This is a genomic window from Pseudomonas sp. GM74 (genome assembly GCF_000282455.1).
Taxonomy (GTDB): domain Bacteria; phylum Pseudomonadota; class Gammaproteobacteria; order Pseudomonadales; family Pseudomonadaceae; genus Aquipseudomonas.
The window spans coordinates 1-15,422 of sequence record NZ_AKJG01000155.1; the positions used below are offsets into that span (position 1 = coordinate 1).

Genomic DNA, 15,422 nt, shown 5'->3' on the forward strand with positions numbered 1-15,422 from the left:
TGTATGGCTACTACCCGCCGGTACTGCGTTGGCGCGTGGACCTGACGGTGTGGCTGGCGATTGTCGGCGTGGCGCCGTTGTTTATCTCGCGCTTTCACCATAAAGCGGTGTACGGGCTGAGCTTCCTGGTGCTGTACCCGATCATTGCCTGGTGCCTGCTGCATGGCGGCGTATTGGGTCTGGACGCCGTGGCGACCAGCCAGTGGGGCGGCCTGATGCTGACCCTGGTGATCGCTACCGTCGGCATCGCCGGTGCGTTGCCGCTGGGGATTGTCCTGGCGCTGGGCCGTCGTTCGAACATGCCGGCGATTCGCGTGGTCTGCGTGACCTTCATCGAATTCTGGCGCGGCGTGCCGTTGATCACGGTGCTGTTCATGTCCTCGGTGATGCTGCCGTTGTTCCTGCCTGAAGGCATGAACTTCGACAAGCTGCTGCGGGCGCTGATCGGCGTGATCCTGTTCCAGTCGGCCTACGTGGCCGAGGTGGTGCGCGGCGGTCTGCAAGCAATTCCAAAAGGTCAGTACGAAGCGGCAGCGGCGATGGGCCTGGGTTACTGGCGCAGCATGGGCCTGGTGATTCTGCCGCAAGCCCTGAAGCTGGTGATCCCCGGCATCGTCAACACCTTCATTGCGCTGTTCAAGGACACGAGCCTGGTGATCATCATCGGCCTGTTCGACCTGCTCAACAGCGTCAAGCAAGCCGCCGCCGACCCGAAGTGGCTGGGCATGGCCACCGAAGGCTATGTGTTCGCCGCCCTGGTGTTCTGGATTTTCTGTTTTGGTATGTCGCGCTATTCCATGCATCTGGAACGCAAGCTCGACACTGGCCACAAGCGCTAAGTCGCTACCTAATTTAGGAAGTTTTGTGATGAGCGAAGCAATCAAACAGCCTGTGAGCCCTGAAGGCATTATTCAGATGCAGGGCGTGAACAAGTGGTACGGTCAGTTTCACGTACTCAAGGACATCAACCTCAACGTCAAGCAGGGCGAGCGTATCGTACTGTGCGGCCCGTCGGGTTCCGGCAAGTCCACCACCATCCGCTGCCTCAACCGCCTGGAAGAACACCAGCAGGGCCGCATCGTGGTCGATGGCGTGGAACTGACCAACGACCTCAAGCAGATCGAAGCGATCCGTCGTGAAGTCGGCATGGTGTTCCAGCACTTCAACCTGTTCCCGCACCTGACCATCCTGCAGAACTGCACTTTGGCGCCGATGTGGGTGCGCAAGATGCCCAAGCGCAAGGCCGAGGAAATCGCCATGCACTATCTGGAGCGCGTACGCATTCCGGAGCAGGCGCACAAGTACCCGGGGCAACTGTCCGGCGGCCAGCAACAGCGTGTGGCGATTGCCCGTGCGCTGTGCATGAAACCGAAGATCATGCTGTTCGACGAACCGACCTCGGCACTCGATCCGGAGATGGTGAAAGAGGTACTGGACACCATGATCGGCCTGGCCGAAGACGGCATGACCATGCTCTGCGTGACCCACGAAATGGGCTTTGCCCGCACCGTGGCCAACCGCGTGATCTTCATGGACAAGGGTGAAATCGTCGAACAGGCTGCGCCGAACGACTTCTTCGACAACCCGCAGAATGAACGGACCAAGCTGTTCCTGAGCCAGATCCTGCATTGATCGACCCCAGGCACTGAAATAAACCCGGACCGAGTTCCGGGTTTATTTTTGCCCGCGATTTTGTGCCCAACCCTGTAGGAGCTGCCGAAGGCTGCGATCTTTTGATTTTGCTTTTTCAAAAGCGAAGATCAAAAGATCGCAGCCTTCGGCAGCTCCTACAGGGGTTGTGTGGGCAGCTTAAGCTGACTAACATGTCAGAAAATTCATCCTATGATTGGATGAGAGGGCGAATTCCATGTCAGAAATCTCTCCATTAGTGAAACGATCCCTGGTCGATCAGGCCCTGGACCAACTGCGCCTGCGCATCAACCAGGGCGTTTGGGTCGTGGGCCAGCGTTTGCCCACCGAACCTGAGTTGTCCGCCGAGCTGGGCATCAGCCGCAACACCGTGCGCGAAGCCATGCGGGTGTTGGCGTTCTCCGGGTTGATCGAAATCCGTCAGGGTGACGGCAGTTACCTGCGGGCGGTGGTCGATCCGCTCGATACCTTGAAGGCACTGTCCCGTTGTTCCCTTGAGCAGGCCCGGGAAACCCGGCACATCCTCGAAGTCGAGGCCATCGGCCTGGCGGCAGTGCGCCGCACCGACGAAGACCTGGTGGCATTGCGCGAGGCCCTGGGTGTCAGCGGCAGCCACTATCACGGCGATCTCGACACCTACATCGCCTGCGACCTGGTGTTTCATCGCCGTCTGGTGGACGCCGCGCACAACCCGACCCTCAGCGAGTTGTATCGCTATTTTTCCAGCATCGTCGGCGCGCAACTGCGCCAGACCCTGAGCATCGTCCCGCGCCGCCAGGAAGTGTTCGACCTGCACATCGAGTTGCTCGATGCCGTCGAGCAACGCGACCCGGAACGGGCCAAAGCCCTGTCGAGGCAGTTGATCAATGAACCTTGAAACCGAGAGATCCATGCACCGCAGTGAGTTATCCACAACCTCAAAACGTTCGGCCGAACTGGAAGAGCTGCTGATCGATGCCGAGGCTGATGACGAACAGGTCCAGCAGGCCCACCCGGTTCTACGGCGGCCGTGGTTGTTGCTGCTGGGCCTGATTCTGGTGGCGCTGAACCTGCGCCCGGCGTTGTCGAGCATGGCGCCGATGCTCAGCGAGGTCTCGAAATCCCTTGGCTTGTCGGCGTCCGCGGCGGGGTTGCTGACCACGTTGCCGGTGCTTTGCCTGGGCCTGTTTGCGCCGTTGGCACCCGTGCTGGCACGGCGATTTGGTGCGGAGCGGGTGGTGCTGGGCATTCTTCTGACCCTGGCGTGCGGGATCATCCTGCGCAGTTCGTTCGGTGAGATCGGCCTGTTTGCCGGCAGTGTGCTGGCCGGAGCCAGCATCGGCGTGATCGGCGTGTTGCTGCCGGGCATCGTCAAGCGCGATTTCCCGAAGCAGGCCGGGACCATGACCGGTGTCTATACCATGGCCCTGTGCCTGGGCGCGGCAATGGCGGCGGGTGCGACCGTGCCGTTGAGTGAACACTTTGACAAGAGCTGGGCGCAGGGCCTCGGTTTCTGGGTCATTCCGGCATTGGCGGCTGCGCTGTTCTGGTTGCCGCAAGTCGGCCAGAAACACGGCGCGCACAACGTGGCCTACCGGGTTCGGGGATTGTTACGCGATCCGCTGGCCTGGCAGGTGACCCTGTACATGGGCCTGCAATCGTCCCTGGCCTACATCGTGTTCGGCTGGTTGCCGTCGATCCTGATCGGACGTGGCCTGACCCCGACCCAGGCCGGACTGGTGCTGTCGGGTTCGGTGATCGTGCAACTGGTCAGCTCCCTCGCCGCGCCATGGCTGGCGACACGGGGCAAGGACCAGCGCCTGGCGATCGTGATCGTGATGGTCCTGACCCTCGGTGGTCTGTTCGGTTGCCTGTATGCGCCAATTGATGGCTTGTGGGGCTGGGCGATTGTGCTGGGGTTGGGGCAGGGCGCCACGTTCAGCCTGGCCTTGACCCTGATTGTGCTGCGCTCGCGGGACTCCCACGTGGCGGCAAACCTGTCGAGCATGGCCCAGGGTTTTGGTTACACCCTGGCGTCCATGGGGCCGTTCGCGGTCGGCATCGTGCATGACTGGACCGGCGGCTGGACGGCCGTGGGCTGGATCTTCGGTGTCATCGGCCTTGGTGCGATCATCGCCGGCCTCGGAGCCGGGCGAGCGCTGTACGTGCAGGTGGTCAGCGAGAAAATTTAGAAGCGGTCAAGGGCTACAAATACAGGACTTCCAGTGTCGCTGAACCATCGAGGATCACTTTGTCGGTGAGATCCAGGGTCGAAGTGGGGGCAATGACGGCCTCGACCGTTACCTTCGTGGTGAAGTTCTGGATCGGCACCGGGCCTGAGAGGCTGCCGGCATTATGGGTAAACCCCAGGAGACTTCTCTGAGCCATCGGTATCGGGTTCGAACTGGCACGACTCCAGGCCACGCCGCCGGTGGTGGAATCGGTTCGGTACAGGCGGGGGAGGTTGTCGGCGCTGGCGTCGGTGGGGTCGACGCTCAGCGAGTACAGACCGATTTTATTGCTGCTGTTGTCCAGACCGAGGCCGTAGTAAATCTCGCTGGTGGCGGTGGCCGAGCCTGCGCGGTTGTCGTGCATGAGCAGGGCAAAGGGGGTCGGGGCATCGCAGCCAACCTGTAGGGTCAAGTTCTTGGGTGGCAGGCGAGTGCTGTTGTCGCGATCAAGATCGTTTTTCGACATCCGACCGAAATCCACCCGACCGCCATTGGACAGTTTCACGTGACAGGCGGCGGGCGCAAAACGTGCACGCAGGGTTATCTCTGCGGAGCGCCCCGCGGCGACCGGCTCGAACAGCCCGGAGGTTTCCCAGGCAGCGGCGTCACGAAGCTGCGACACCTGCGCCTGTGTCCAGGCTGTCAGTTGAAGTTGAGCCGACAGGTTTTTCCCTCGCACGGCGGCGCCACTGCGCACTGGAACAATGGCCTGCCCAGGTCGCCAAGGCAGGCCTGAGGCTGTGGCCTGCGGTGCTTGGCCGGCAGTGGAAATCAAACCCAGGTCCACCGATTGTCCATCTAGCACCGCATCACTAATGTGCAGGGCATAGCTGCCGTGGTCGGCGAGCCGAAAGCGCTCTGCGGTCGCAGCGACGGCGCGATAGAACACACTCATGTCGGCGGGTTGCGGGCAGTTCAGGTTCAAGCTCACGCGACGTTCACCCAAGGTTTGCTCTTGGGGTTCGGGAGTGCGAATCGCCCTTTGCATCAAACCGTAATCGAGTATCGACTGGCTCAGGCTCAGCCGGCAGTCATCGGCGAGCGCCCGGGCATCGGGCGTGAGCCCGCCCAGCGTCAGGGTGGCGAAGGTCAGCATCAAAGGTGCGGACAGTTTCATGCAGTCATCCTTATGGCGTGCGGCATTGGGCGAGGGCGGTTTCGAAGTACGCCTGGGAGTCGGCCTTGACCGGCAGCTCGAAGTGCAGCTCACAGCGATCCAGGCCAGGTGCGGTTATCCACAGGGTGGGAGTCGCCAGGACATTGGGCAGAAATACCAGCCCGCCTTCCTGTACGAGCGTGACGAACTCGCCATCGTCGGTGTTCACCGTCGCGCCACGGGGCAGCGATGCGCCGTTGTCCAAGGTGACTTTGAGCAAGGCGCGGCGAGTCTGGATGACCCCGAACTCGACCTTGTCGACGGCGCCGCGCCCGGCGGATATCACCGCCAGGCCGTTGTTGATATCGAGATTGCGCGGCAGCGAGCGGGTTTCGACTTCCACCGGGTTGCGGCCATAGGCCGTCACGTGTGGAACCACGGCTCGACCTTGCCAATCGGTCCACACCGGGCCGCTGGGGGTGGAGACTTTGATGGCGGCGGCATCGCCTACCGACAGCAACGCGAAGGTTTCACGCACGGGATAAGGCGACAGTGTCAGGCCATCGCCATGCAACACCGCCCCACCGCGTGCTCCCACCTGGTAACTGGGGCGCTGGGCATCAGTGCGGGTATAGCTCACGTCCAGTTGGCTGTAGCGTGGCAGGATAGAAACACCGGCGGAAGACTGCACTTGTCTGTCGCGACTGTCATGCTCAACGCCGACCCGGTAACTCAAGTGATCGTTGAGTTGTTCGTTCAAACCCACACCGCTGCGATGTTCGCCGGCAGAGCTGCGAACCCAGGTTCGCCCCCGACGGTTTTCACCCAACGGAATGCTGAGGTTCAGATAGGCGCTGTCATCGATGTTCCGGGTGCCGCGGACTTGCCATTGCACCGTGGCCGAGACCGATACACCGCCGATGAGGGTGCCCCAGGATGCCATGGCGCGGCTGCTGCTTTGTCCGTCGAAGGACGTTGAGCGGCTGAGACTGGCGCTGAGTGCACCAGTCCCGGAAGGCGACCAGGACAGCCCCAGGTTTTGTTGGTCGCGATAACGGGACCGGTTGCGCGGCGACTCGGTTTCGAGCACCGCTTGCGACAGTTCGCGATAACCGAAGGACCGGTGGGACGTCCCGGCATTCATTGACCATTGTTCACCCAAGCGATGCGAAAGGTTCAAATCGGCCTGAATGCCTTTTTCGGGGTGACTGGAACTGACTTCAGAGGTTTGCAGACTTGTCTGCAGCTGCGTATCGGTCCAGGGCAGCAAGCCCACGCCTGCGGCTATTGCACGATAATCGGCGGCACCCGTGGCGCCCGTGCTGAGCATGACGTGTGGATTCAATGCCCCGCTCCAGCTCCCGCTGATCAGCCAGGGATCGTTGGTCTGTATATCGCCGAAGTGACGTAGCTGGCCGGCAGTCAGCGAAAAGCCAGACGCCGGGAGCTCCATTCCGAGCAGAGACGCCGGGACGGTAAAGCGCTGCTCGCTGCCAGTGGTTTCCTTGACCACGACTTCGACATCGGAACGGCTGTCGAGACGCTGAACGTTGCTCAGGGAGAAGGGGCCGGCGGGCACCACGGTCGAGTGGATCAGTGACCCGTTCTGCCGAATTTCGATCTGGGCCTGGCCGTGGGCAATGCCTTCGATGGGCCTGCCTTGGCTTTCGGTCTGCAGCGCCTGCTCGGTCATCAGTTGCACGCCGGTAATCTGCGCAGTGGCCAGTACCGGGTTATAGAGGTTGATCTGACCGGCCTGAAGCACCGTTTGATAACCGGTGAAGGTGCGTTGGACGTAGGCTGCAAGGTGACTGGTTCGGGACACTTCGTTCTGCCAGGTCTGCACCTGGCGGCTGCGGACGATCCAGTCGCCGGCATTGAAACCGACTTCGGTATTGGCCGACAGGTAGCGATTCGATTGGTCGTCGTAATGGCTGTAAAGGCTGTTGACGTCATAGTTGAGCAACCCGGCGACGCCACCGGTCTGATAACCCGAGAAGTCCCGGACCTTCGCACGCATGGCGTCCGTGGGCACGATCAATGACAGACCGAGATTGGCGGGGTCCTGTTCGATCAGGGTTTGCGGCCAAGTGCCGAGAACGTCAAAACAACGAGGGTCGTTGGTGGGGGCGGTGGGCTCGCTCAGGTTTGCCGCATCAAGCAAGGCATGGTCAAAGCACAAGTCGCCCTCATTGTTGAACGTAACGTCTACGCGTCCCTGGCGCTGACCATTAACTGTGAGTGTGATCGGATGGCGGCCGACGGTGAATCGCGGGGCGTTCAGCAGTTGGGTCGCCAGCGCCGGATCGATACCGCGCTGGACCAGTGTCTTCTGGTCGAACGAGGTCAGCAACGAAGCACTGCCGGGATCTTCGGCGCGGGCATCGAGCACCATCAGCACGTTGGTCATCAGCAACACCACGCCGGTGCGCAGCGGCGGCAGTCGAGGACGAGTGTCGGCACGCCTGAAAGCAGGCATGGCTTCGCCGCCACGGTATTTCAGTACAGTGTTCATGGGGTTCACTTGGGTTGACCTGTGCGCTGGCCTGAACCACTACGGCATCAGGTTCGCGTTGGAACATCAGCGCCCGCTTTTCCCGGTTGGGGCTATCGGTGTTGCGGTTCTAAGGGGTGATCGGGGCGTCGTAGGGTGGCACTGCAAAGCCGTAGACGGTCGCCGGTTGAAGGCGTACCTGGGTGGCGGTTCTTGCTGGCACCGACATGCTGATCCGGTCACCGGGCAACAGGTAGGTTCGCGGCAGCATTGCGGGGTCCCCGGAAGGCAGCATCTGTAGTTCCTGAGCCAGGCGTACGACGTAAGGTGTCTGGTTACTCACGGTCAGCTGGCCATCCTGCAGCGACCATCGCAGGTCGGTCCACGGAGTGCGGTTGGGCGCCAGGCTGGCTGGATGAAGGATGACCGGCAGGTTCTGGCGCACCGTTACACCCACCCGGGCATGCCCGGCCTCGGCAGCGGACTTGCCTTGGGGGATGCCTTCAAAGATCACGCGTTTCAATCGCTGGGTGAGCAAGGGCTTTTCCGATTGCAGGATGAAGCGGATCAACTGGGTCCCGGACGGTTCAACCCGTGCCAGCGGTGGCGTCACGAACACCAAGGGCTCGGTGTCTTCTGGAATGTTTTCAAGGGTGACGTGCAGCAACACCAGGCTGTCATCGGTATTGGTCACGGATACGGATGCCTCGCCGTTGGCCTCGTTGACGATCACCACGGAGGTGTCGGGAACCATACCGTCGGCTTGAGCCAACTGAGGCGGGAACCATGCAAGTGCACCGACACCGAAGGGGATCAAATGGCGTGCGAATTTTAAAAACATCGTCATGACGTGCCTTATTGATGGTCACGAAAAAAGGTCGCTGACATGGGCCGTACTCGGAAATCACCGATAGCGCGAGAGGCAGAAGCAGAAGCGAGGACTTTGGCGAGAACCCTTCAGAGCACGGGCAACGGCTGGAGTCAGCCGTTGCCCGAAGATGCTGTCGAGTTACAGGTAGGTGATTTGCAGGGTTGCCGAACCGTCGATTTTCTGTTCGTCGGTTAGCGTAAGGCCGTTGGCCGGGGCGATGGCGGTCAAGAGCAATATGTCCACGACGACATCTTGAACATCGTGGGGCGCCGTGACGCCTGTGTTAGCGCTGCCGAATGAAAGCAGGTCATCAGGTTTCAGCGCGGAGTTGTCAAGTTCAAGCCAGGTTTGGCCGTTGTCCTGAGACTGAATCGCCAGCGAAGGAACGTTTGCAACCGGATTCAGGTAGTGCAAAAAATAACGTCCGAGCTTTTCATTGCCGTTGATCAGGCCTAATCCGAAGGCACCGGCAGTAGACGAGGTGCCGGCTCTGTTGTCGACGGGAACAATTGCAAACTTCACAGGTGCGTCGCAGCTCACGGTCAGTTGGAGGGTTCTGTCTTGAAATGGGGTGTGGGTGTCCGGATTCAAATCCTTTGCGGAGATTTTTCCATAATCCACAACACCACCACCGGACAGGCTCGGTGTACAGGCTGCCGGTGTAATCAGGCCTGTGACGGTCAAGTCGGTGCTGGAGCTGCCGTACGCGAACGAAGTCACGCTAAAGAGTAATGCAGTGCCTAGGGTCATCAGTGTCTTGTTCATGTATTCACTCGTTCTTGAATAAAGGTTGGATGAGGTGGCGATGGGCCCGGCGCAACGCCGGTGCAGACAGGCTGCTCGATAGGCACAACTTAGCGAGAAGGGGGGGTGGGAGGAATGCAACAAATACGAAAAGGGACGACTGTCTGTATGAAAGAGTGTTGCGAGAAAAAAGTATTCTTTCGGAACACGCTCAGGAGTTAGTCCAGCTCTGTAGTCTTTCGCGCGAAACGATGTAGGTTATTTCTGTTGTTTGATAGATAAAAAGCCCCGGCCCTTGAATACATTGAGGAGAGTAAAAACGAGGGTTTTTCAGGGTGTTGTGGAGGGTGGAGAACGACGCTATTTTCCGACTCTTCCAGCCACAAGTAGGAGGCTTCCCACAGTGCGAGTCGTAATTGCCGATGACCATTGCGTCGTTCGCATCGGTCTGCGGATGCTCATCAGTGCCAGCCGGCAATGTGAAATTGTGGGAGAGGCTGATGGTGTGGACAGCCTGATGAACCTGCTCGCAGAAACGCCCTGTGATTTGTTGATTACCGATTTTGCCATGCCAGGCGGGCAGAATGCCGATGGTTTGAAAATGCTGAGTACGATTCAACGACGCTACCCGAAACTGCCGATCATTTTGGTGACGATGTTCAGCAGTGCGACGACGGCGAGGGCGGCATTGGCTCAAAGGGTGTCCGCAATCGTCACCAAAGCCGACTCGGCAAACGAACTGCTCCTGGCAATCAGCGCTGTGAGTAACGGACGACGCTACCTCAGTGAGCGCTTGCGCACGATGCTGACAAATACGAGCAGCCCGTTGCCCGAGTCGCGGTTGTCGGCCAAAGAGCATGAAGTGGTCCGGATGCTGGCCAGCGGCATGACCGTCAGCGAAATCGCCAGCCACTTCAAACGCAGCGTCTCAACCATCAGCAAGCAAAAAAACATGGCCATGCTCAGGTTGGGCATCTCTACGGATGTCGATCTTTTCTCCTATGCCCGTGACAACGGAATGTCGCTCTAGGCCGGTGGTAGATAGACAGTCCCGATATTTGCGTGGCGAATGCCAATAGTGTTCAGCGCATTAACGGACTATCGTGCAGGCATTCTCAACTTTACGGAGCTTATGCATGAGTGACGCCAACAGCGCATTGATTACCCGGTTCTATCAAGCGTTTCAGCGGCTGGATGCCGAGGCCATGAGCGCCTGTTATACCGATGACGTGGTATTCAGTGACCCGGCGTTCGGTGAGCTGCGTGGCCGGGATGCCGGCGACATGTGGCGGATGCTCGCCACCCGTGCCAAGGATTTCTCCCTGACCTTCGATCATGTCCGTGCCGATGATCGTGCCGGTAGCGCCCATTGGGTCGCGACTTATCTGTTCAGTCAGACCGGCAATACCGTGGTCAATGACATCCAGGCACGCTTTGTCTTTCGCGATGGCAAGATCTGCGAGCATCACGACAGTTTCGACCTGTGGACATGGTCGCGTCAGGCCCTGGGTTTCAAAGGCCTGTTGCTGGGCTGGACGCCACTTGTTCGCAACGCCGTTCGCTCGCAGGCCCTGAAGGGGCTGAAGGCATTCCAGGCCAGTCGCTGATAAGATCGCGGCCTGTTTCCTTTCAAGCCCTGATCGTTACGTGACCACCCTCAGCGAAAGCCCTGTCGACGCCGACACCCCCGCGAGCAAAACCTGGTTCGTCTACCTCGTTCGCGCGGCCAACGGTTCGCTCTATTGTGGGATCAGCAATGATCCCGTGCGTCGCTTCGCCAAGCATCAAAGCGGCAAGGGCGCGCGATTCTTTCTTTCCAGCCCTGCAATGGCCCTGGTCTACACCGAACGCTGTCGTGACAAAAGCGATGCCTTGCGTCAGGAGCGGCTGATCAAAAAACTCAAGAAGAGCGCCAAGGAATGTCTGGTGGCGAGCGCAGCGAGCGCAGCCCCTGGCTTATCACTCTGACTGATCAGTTCCCATCAGGCGGATCTGTAGGCTGCCAGGTGATTGCGCGCTAAGCTGCTGGTTCCTGATCCTTGCGGCGGAGCCGAGCATGTCCGAGTTGATTCTGCATCATTACCCGACGTCCCCCTTTGCCGAGAAGGCCCGCCTGCTGCTGGGTTTCAAGGGTTTGTCCTGGCGTTCGGTGAAGATCTCGCCAGTGATGCCCAAACCGGATCTCACGGCGTTGACCGGTGGCTACCGCAAGACACCGGTGTTGCAGGTCGGTGCCGATATCTATTGCGACACGGCATTGATTGCCCGGCGACTGGAGCAGGAGAAAACCTTGCCGGCGTTCTTCCCGGAAGGTCAGGAAATGATCACCGCATCGTTTGCAACCTGGGCTGATTCGGTGGTGTTCCAGCATGCGGTCAGCCTGGTGTTCCAGCCGGAATCGATTGCCGTGCGCTTCGGTAATTTACCGCAGGAAGCGATCAAGGCGTTTCTGGCCGACCGTGCCGGTTTTTTCAATGGTGGTAGCGCGACAAAATTGTCTACCGAACAGGCCAGGCATCAGTGGCCAACGATCATGTCGCGTCTGGAGCAACAGTTGCAGCGCGAGGAGGGTGACTACCTGTTTGGCGAGCCGTCGATTGCCGACTTCGCCCTGGCTCATTGCCTCTGGTTCCTCAAGGCCACGCCGGTGACGGCTCCACTGGTCGAAGCTTATCCGGCAGTCAATGCATGGCATGCACGGGTAATGGGCTTCGGTCATGGTGCTTCCAGCGAGATGAGTTCCGAGGAGGCCCTGGCAGTGGCGCGCACGTCCACGCCAGCGGCCTTGCCGGATGAGCAATTTGTCGATCCCAATGGATTCAAGGCGGGGCAGCAGGTAGTGATCGCAGCCACGGACTACGGCGTGGATCCGGTGGCAGGGGAGTTGTTGTTTGCCGGCCGCGAAGAGCTGATTGTACGACGAGAGGACGAGCGTGGCGGCGTGGTGCATGTGCACTTCCCGCGGTTTGGTTTCCGGATCGAAGCCTGCTGAAAAAAAACTTGTGGGAGCGAGCAGACTCGCCCCCACAGTTACTTCAGTGCCGCCAGAATCGCATCCGGGTCATACCCGCGAATCAGCGTCCCGTTCACATCGATGATCGGAATTCCACCACCGCCCAGTGCCTGATAGTCCCCGCGCGCGACGGCATCCTTCTCGATGTCGAACTCCTTGTACGCAATGCCTTTCTGATCGAGGAAGCGCCGGGTCAACTTGCAGTAACCACACCATTCGGTGGCGTAGAGCACGACGTTGGCCTTGGCCTGGGTCTGCGCCGGCACCACTTGCGATGGATTGAACACCCGCTCGATCTTGCCCCAGTTCTGATAGGCCACGACCACCAGCAGGATCAGCAGGAATTTCTTCAGTACGCCGCCGAGCATCAGTTGCGACGCTTGAGCTGGTCGGTGAGCGAAGTGGGCAGGCCCTTGATGATCAACGTGCCGGCTTCTTCGTCGTACTCGATCTTCGAGCCCAGCAGGTGCGCTTCGAAACTGATCGACAGGCCTTCGGCGCGGCCAGTGAATCGGCGGAACTGGTTCAGGGTGCGTTTATCGGCCGGGATTTCCGGCGACAGGCCGTAATCCTTGTTGCGGATGTGATCGTAGAAGGCCTTCGGGCGTTCTTCGTCGATCAGCCCCGACAATTCTTCCAGGCCCATCGGCTCACCGAGCTTGGCCTGGCTGCTGGCGTAATCCACCAGGGTCTTGGTCTTCTCGCGGGCGTCGTCTTCCGGCAGGTCTTCGCTTTCAACGAAATCGCTGAAGGCCTTGAGCAGGGTACGGGTTTCACCCGGACCGTCGACGCCTTCCTGGCAGCCAATGAAGTCGCGGAAATACTCCGAAACCTTTTTCCCGTTCTTGCCTTTGATGAACGAAATGTATTGCTTGGATTGTTTGTTGTTCTGCCACTCGGAAACGTTGATCCGCGCCGCCAGGTGCAACTGGCCAAGGTCCAGGTGACGGGACGGGGTCACGTCCAGTTCATCGGTCACGGCCACGCCTTCACTGTGGTGCAGCAGGGCGATGGCCAGGTAGTCGGTCATGCCTTGCTGGTAGTGTGCGAACAATACATGGCCGCCGACGGACAGATTCGATTCTTCCATCAGTTTTTGCAGGTGCTCGACCGCCACGCGGCTGAATGCAGTGAAATCCTGGCCGCCCTCGAGGTACTCCTTCAGCCAGCCGCTGAACGGGAACGCGCCGGATTCCGGATGGAAAAGGCCCCAGGCTTTACCCTGTTTGGCGTTATAGCTTTCGTTGAGGTCGGCGAGCATGTTCTCGATGGCCGCGGACTCAGCCAGTTCAGAGTCACGGGCGTGGAGAACTGCAGGTGTGCCGTCGGGTTTTTTGTCGATCAGGTGGACGATGCAATGACGGATCGGCATGGGCTTCTCGGCTGAATGAAGAGAGGAGGGCGTGCTCCCCCGAAAAAGCGCCCAGTGTACCGCAACCACTGGTTTTGGCGCGGTACGAAGGGCAATTGACGGGCGACCGACGGCGCTTATGCAGTTTTTTCCTGTTTTAGCGCAATAAAGCTGACCAAATGGGTAGCTAGAGGCGGATATTTCCACGTCTGTGTGCTAGCTTTGCCCGGTCTTGCGCGAAGTCACTGCGTTAAGCGTGCAGTCAGCATTTGTCAGGTCGAACCAAACCCTGATTTCGGTATCTATAACCCCGATCCCGAGGTTATTTGGCCGAGGGTGCCAGATCCAGAAGATCGGGCTCGATGGCTGACATTGCACTCTGCAATCCATATGAATTTGATAGGGAAGGAACACTAAATGGCTCTTACTAAAGACCAACTGATCGCCGACATCGCTGAAGCTATCGACGCGCCGAAAACCACCGCGCGTAACGCTCTGGACCAACTGGGCCAAATCGTTGCCGATCAGCTGGAAAACGGCGGCGAAATCACTCTGCCAGGTATCGGCAAACTGAAAGTGACTGAGCGCCCTGCCCGTACTGGCCGTAACCCTTCGACTGGCGCTGCCATCGAAATCGCTGCCAAGAAAGTGATCAAGCTGGTTGTGGCCAAAGGCCTGACCGACGCTGTTAACAAGTAAGACTTGTTAAAAAAAACCGTGCACCGGAGCGATCCGGGCACGGTTTTTTTGTGGGCGCGATAAAGCGCTCACTACGCTGAAGCGGTGCTCCATTGTGCCTGACGCCAGGCCTGTTGCTGCGCTTGGGTCTGGAAGGTCCAGGCGACGAAGCGGCTCTGCTTCTGTCCCTGACCCATTTCCACCACCCGACTGTCCAGCGCTCCGGCCTTGGTCAGGGCATTCTGGATTGCCGGCAGGTTCGACGCTTTCGACACCAGCGTGCTGAACCACAGCACTTGTTGTGCCACGTGCGCACTTTCGCTGATCAGTTGCGTGACGAAACGCACCTCCCCGCCCTCACACCACAATTCCGCCGCTTGTCCGCCAAAGTTCAACACCGGCAGCTTGCGTTTTGGATCGGCCTTGCCCAGGGCGCGCCATTTGCGCGTGCTGCCCCGCGTAGCCTCGTCCAGCGAGGCGTGGAATGGTGGGTTGCACATGGTCAGGTCAAAGCGCTCAGTGCTCTCCAGCAAGCCTGTGAGGATCTGCTTGGGGTTGCTCTGCTGGCGTACCTGGATTGCTTTGTTCAGGCCATTGGATTGAATGATGGCCTTCGCCGCAGCGATGGCGGTCCCATCGATATCGGAACCGAGAAAATGCCAGCGATAGTCGCTGTAGCCGATCAGCGGATACACGCAGTTGGCGCCCATGCCGATGTCCAGCACCTTCACGGCGGCGCCACGGGGAATCACGCCGTCATTGCCGCTGGCCAGCAGGTCGGCGAGGAAGTGCACGTAATCGGCACGGCCTGGCACCGGTGGGCACAGGTAGTCGGCCGGAATGTCCCAGTGAGCGATGCCGTAGAACGACTTGAGAAGCGCCCGATTGAACACCCGCACGGCTTCCGGGCTGGCGAAGTCGATGCTTTCCTTGCCGTACGGATTGATGATCACGAACTTCTTCAGTTCCGGGGCGCTTTTGATCAGCGCCGGAAAGTCGTAGCGACCCTGATGGCGATTGCGCGGGTGCAGGCTGGCCTTCTCCTTCGGAGCGACGGCCGTGGCCGGGGTCTTCGGGGCAGGCTTTTTGCGCGCAGGCTTGGGGGAGCGGGGGGCGGTCATGGCGGTGGTCGATTCGGGTATGGCTGAAAGTGGCGGGCATTGTCCCACATCCGGCCAATGTGAACCCAACTGTAGCAATCAGCACATAACCCTGTGGGAGCGAGCTTGCTCGCGATGGCGGTGTGTCAGACAACACATATGTTGGATGTGATGGCCTCATCGCGGGCAAGCCCGCTCCCACAGGGATCGTCTTT

General features: G+C 59.7%; 16 protein-coding genes. 9 read left to right on the forward strand and 7 right to left on the reverse strand.

Annotation, left to right across the window (positions count from 1 at the left end; translation table 11 throughout):
- The 4 genes from PMI34_RS03255 to PMI34_RS03240 all read left to right on the forward strand — a co-directional run.
- The coding region (locus PMI34_RS03255) for an amino acid ABC transporter permease (RefSeq protein ID WP_008053472.1) at positions 1–839 on the forward strand (839 nt) is incomplete at its 5' end.
- A gap of 28 nt (positions 840–867) precedes the next feature.
- Positions 868–1,632 carry an amino acid ABC transporter ATP-binding protein gene (locus PMI34_RS03250; protein WP_008053474.1) on the forward strand — a complete coding sequence of 255 codons (765 nt, stop codon included), beginning with the start codon at positions 868–870 and terminating at the stop codon, positions 1,630–1,632.
- Positions 1,633–1,867: 235 nt separating this feature from the next.
- Positions 1,868–2,527, forward strand: coding sequence for a FadR/GntR family transcriptional regulator (locus tag PMI34_RS03245; RefSeq protein WP_008053475.1), 660 nt, complete (start codon positions 1,868–1,870; stop codon positions 2,525–2,527).
- On the forward strand, positions 2,517–3,821 hold the full coding sequence (locus PMI34_RS03240) for a CynX/NimT family MFS transporter (protein ID WP_008053476.1): 1,305 nt from the start codon (positions 2,517–2,519) through the stop codon (positions 3,819–3,821). The genes PMI34_RS03245 and PMI34_RS03240 overlap by 11 nt, the downstream gene beginning before the upstream one ends.
- A 13-nt stretch (positions 3,822–3,834) precedes the next feature.
- Here PMI34_RS03240 and PMI34_RS03235 read toward each other — a convergent pair whose 3' ends face one another.
- From PMI34_RS03235 to PMI34_RS03220, 4 genes are all read right to left on the reverse strand, one after another.
- Entirely contained in the window at positions 3,835–4,977 is a 1,143-nt protein-coding gene (locus tag PMI34_RS03235) for a DUF1120 domain-containing protein (protein WP_008053477.1), read from the reverse strand.
- Positions 4,978–4,987: 10 nt separating this feature from the next.
- On the reverse strand, positions 4,988–7,471 hold the full coding sequence (locus tag PMI34_RS03230; protein WP_008053479.1) for a fimbria/pilus outer membrane usher protein: 2,484 nt from the start codon (positions 7,469–7,471) through the stop codon (positions 4,988–4,990).
- A gap of 109 nt (positions 7,472–7,580) precedes the next feature.
- A complete protein-coding gene (locus PMI34_RS03225; protein ID WP_008053481.1) occupies positions 7,581–8,297 on the reverse strand; it encodes a fimbria/pilus chaperone family protein in 717 nt (238 codons plus the stop codon).
- A 162-nt stretch (positions 8,298–8,459) separates the two neighbouring features.
- A complete protein-coding gene (locus PMI34_RS03220; protein WP_008053483.1) occupies positions 8,460–9,086 on the reverse strand; it encodes a DUF1120 domain-containing protein in 627 nt (208 codons plus the stop codon).
- 382 nt (positions 9,087–9,468) lie between these two features.
- On the opposite strand from PMI34_RS03220, the gene PMI34_RS03215 reads away from it, so the two are divergent.
- From PMI34_RS03215 to PMI34_RS03200, 4 genes are all read left to right on the forward strand, one after another.
- Positions 9,469–10,095, forward strand: coding sequence for a response regulator transcription factor (locus tag PMI34_RS03215; protein ID WP_008053485.1), 627 nt, complete (start codon positions 9,469–9,471; stop codon positions 10,093–10,095).
- A 106-nt stretch (positions 10,096–10,201) separates the two neighbouring features.
- Positions 10,202–10,672, forward strand: coding sequence for a nuclear transport factor 2 family protein (locus PMI34_RS03210; protein ID WP_008053487.1), 471 nt, complete (start codon positions 10,202–10,204; stop codon positions 10,670–10,672).
- 40 nt (positions 10,673–10,712) lie between these two features.
- On the forward strand, positions 10,713–11,033 hold the full coding sequence (locus tag PMI34_RS03205) for a GIY-YIG nuclease family protein (protein WP_008053488.1): 321 nt from the start codon (positions 10,713–10,715) through the stop codon (positions 11,031–11,033).
- 88 nt (positions 11,034–11,121) lie between these two features.
- Positions 11,122–12,057, forward strand: a complete 936-nt coding sequence (locus PMI34_RS03200; protein ID WP_008053489.1) for a glutathione S-transferase family protein — start codon at positions 11,122–11,124, stop codon at positions 12,055–12,057.
- Between the two features lie 38 nt (positions 12,058–12,095).
- On the opposite strand, the gene PMI34_RS03195 is transcribed toward PMI34_RS03200, so the two are convergent.
- Both PMI34_RS03195 and yejK read right to left on the reverse strand, forming a co-directional pair.
- On the reverse strand, positions 12,096–12,446 hold the full coding sequence (locus tag PMI34_RS03195) for a glutaredoxin family protein (protein ID WP_008053490.1): 351 nt from the start codon (positions 12,444–12,446) through the stop codon (positions 12,096–12,098).
- Positions 12,446–13,450, reverse strand: coding sequence for a nucleoid-associated protein YejK (yejK, locus tag PMI34_RS03190; protein WP_008018580.1), 1,005 nt, complete (start codon positions 13,448–13,450; stop codon positions 12,446–12,448). The genes PMI34_RS03195 and yejK overlap by 1 nt, the downstream gene beginning before the upstream one ends.
- Positions 13,451–13,846: 396 nt before the next feature.
- On the opposite strand from yejK, the gene PMI34_RS03185 reads away from it, so the two are divergent.
- Positions 13,847–14,128 carry an HU family DNA-binding protein gene (locus PMI34_RS03185; RefSeq protein ID WP_007905514.1) on the forward strand — a complete coding sequence of 94 codons (282 nt, stop codon included), beginning with the start codon at positions 13,847–13,849 and terminating at the stop codon, positions 14,126–14,128.
- 71 nt (positions 14,129–14,199) lie between these two features.
- Here the strand turns inward: PMI34_RS03185 and rlmF are convergent, their stop codons facing one another.
- On the reverse strand, positions 14,200–15,228 hold the full coding sequence (gene rlmF / locus PMI34_RS03180; RefSeq protein WP_008053491.1) for a 23S rRNA (adenine(1618)-N(6))-methyltransferase RlmF: 1,029 nt from the start codon (positions 15,226–15,228) through the stop codon (positions 14,200–14,202).
- Positions 15,229–15,422 lie beyond the last annotated feature (194 nt).

Excerpts from the sequence above, each read along its gene's own strand:
- PMI34_RS03210 (WP_008053487.1), top strand. The coding sequence starts at position 10,202 with ATGAGTGACGCCAACAGCGCATTGATTACCCGGTTCTATCAAGCGTTT.
- PMI34_RS03185 (WP_007905514.1), top strand. The coding sequence starts at position 13,847 with ATGGCTCTTACTAAAGACCAACTGATCGCCGACATCGCTGAAGCTATC.
- PMI34_RS03240 (WP_008053476.1), top strand. The coding sequence starts at position 2,517 with ATGAACCTTGAAACCGAGAGATCCATGCACCGCAGTGAGTTATCCACA.
- PMI34_RS03220 (WP_008053483.1), bottom strand. The coding sequence starts at position 9,086 with ATGAACAAGACACTGATGACCCTAGGCACTGCATTACTCTTTAGCGTG.
- yejK (WP_008018580.1), bottom strand. The coding sequence starts at position 13,450 with ATGCCGATCCGTCATTGCATCGTCCACCTGATCGACAAAAAACCCGAC.
- rlmF (WP_008053491.1), bottom strand. The coding sequence starts at position 15,228 with ATGACCGCCCCCCGCTCCCCCAAGCCTGCGCGCAAAAAGCCTGCCCCG.
- PMI34_RS03225 (WP_008053481.1), bottom strand. The coding sequence starts at position 8,297 with ATGACGATGTTTTTAAAATTCGCACGCCATTTGATCCCCTTCGGTGTC.
- PMI34_RS03250 (WP_008053474.1), top strand. The coding sequence starts at position 868 with ATGAGCGAAGCAATCAAACAGCCTGTGAGCCCTGAAGGCATTATTCAG.
- PMI34_RS03195 (WP_008053490.1), bottom strand. The coding sequence starts at position 12,446 with ATGCTCGGCGGCGTACTGAAGAAATTCCTGCTGATCCTGCTGGTGGTC.
- PMI34_RS03200 (WP_008053489.1), top strand. The coding sequence starts at position 11,122 with ATGTCCGAGTTGATTCTGCATCATTACCCGACGTCCCCCTTTGCCGAG.
- PMI34_RS03245 (WP_008053475.1), top strand. The coding sequence starts at position 1,868 with ATGTCAGAAATCTCTCCATTAGTGAAACGATCCCTGGTCGATCAGGCC.
- PMI34_RS03235 (WP_008053477.1), bottom strand. The coding sequence starts at position 4,977 with ATGAAACTGTCCGCACCTTTGATGCTGACCTTCGCCACCCTGACGCTG.
- PMI34_RS03230 (WP_008053479.1), bottom strand. The coding sequence starts at position 7,471 with ATGAACACTGTACTGAAATACCGTGGCGGCGAAGCCATGCCTGCTTTC.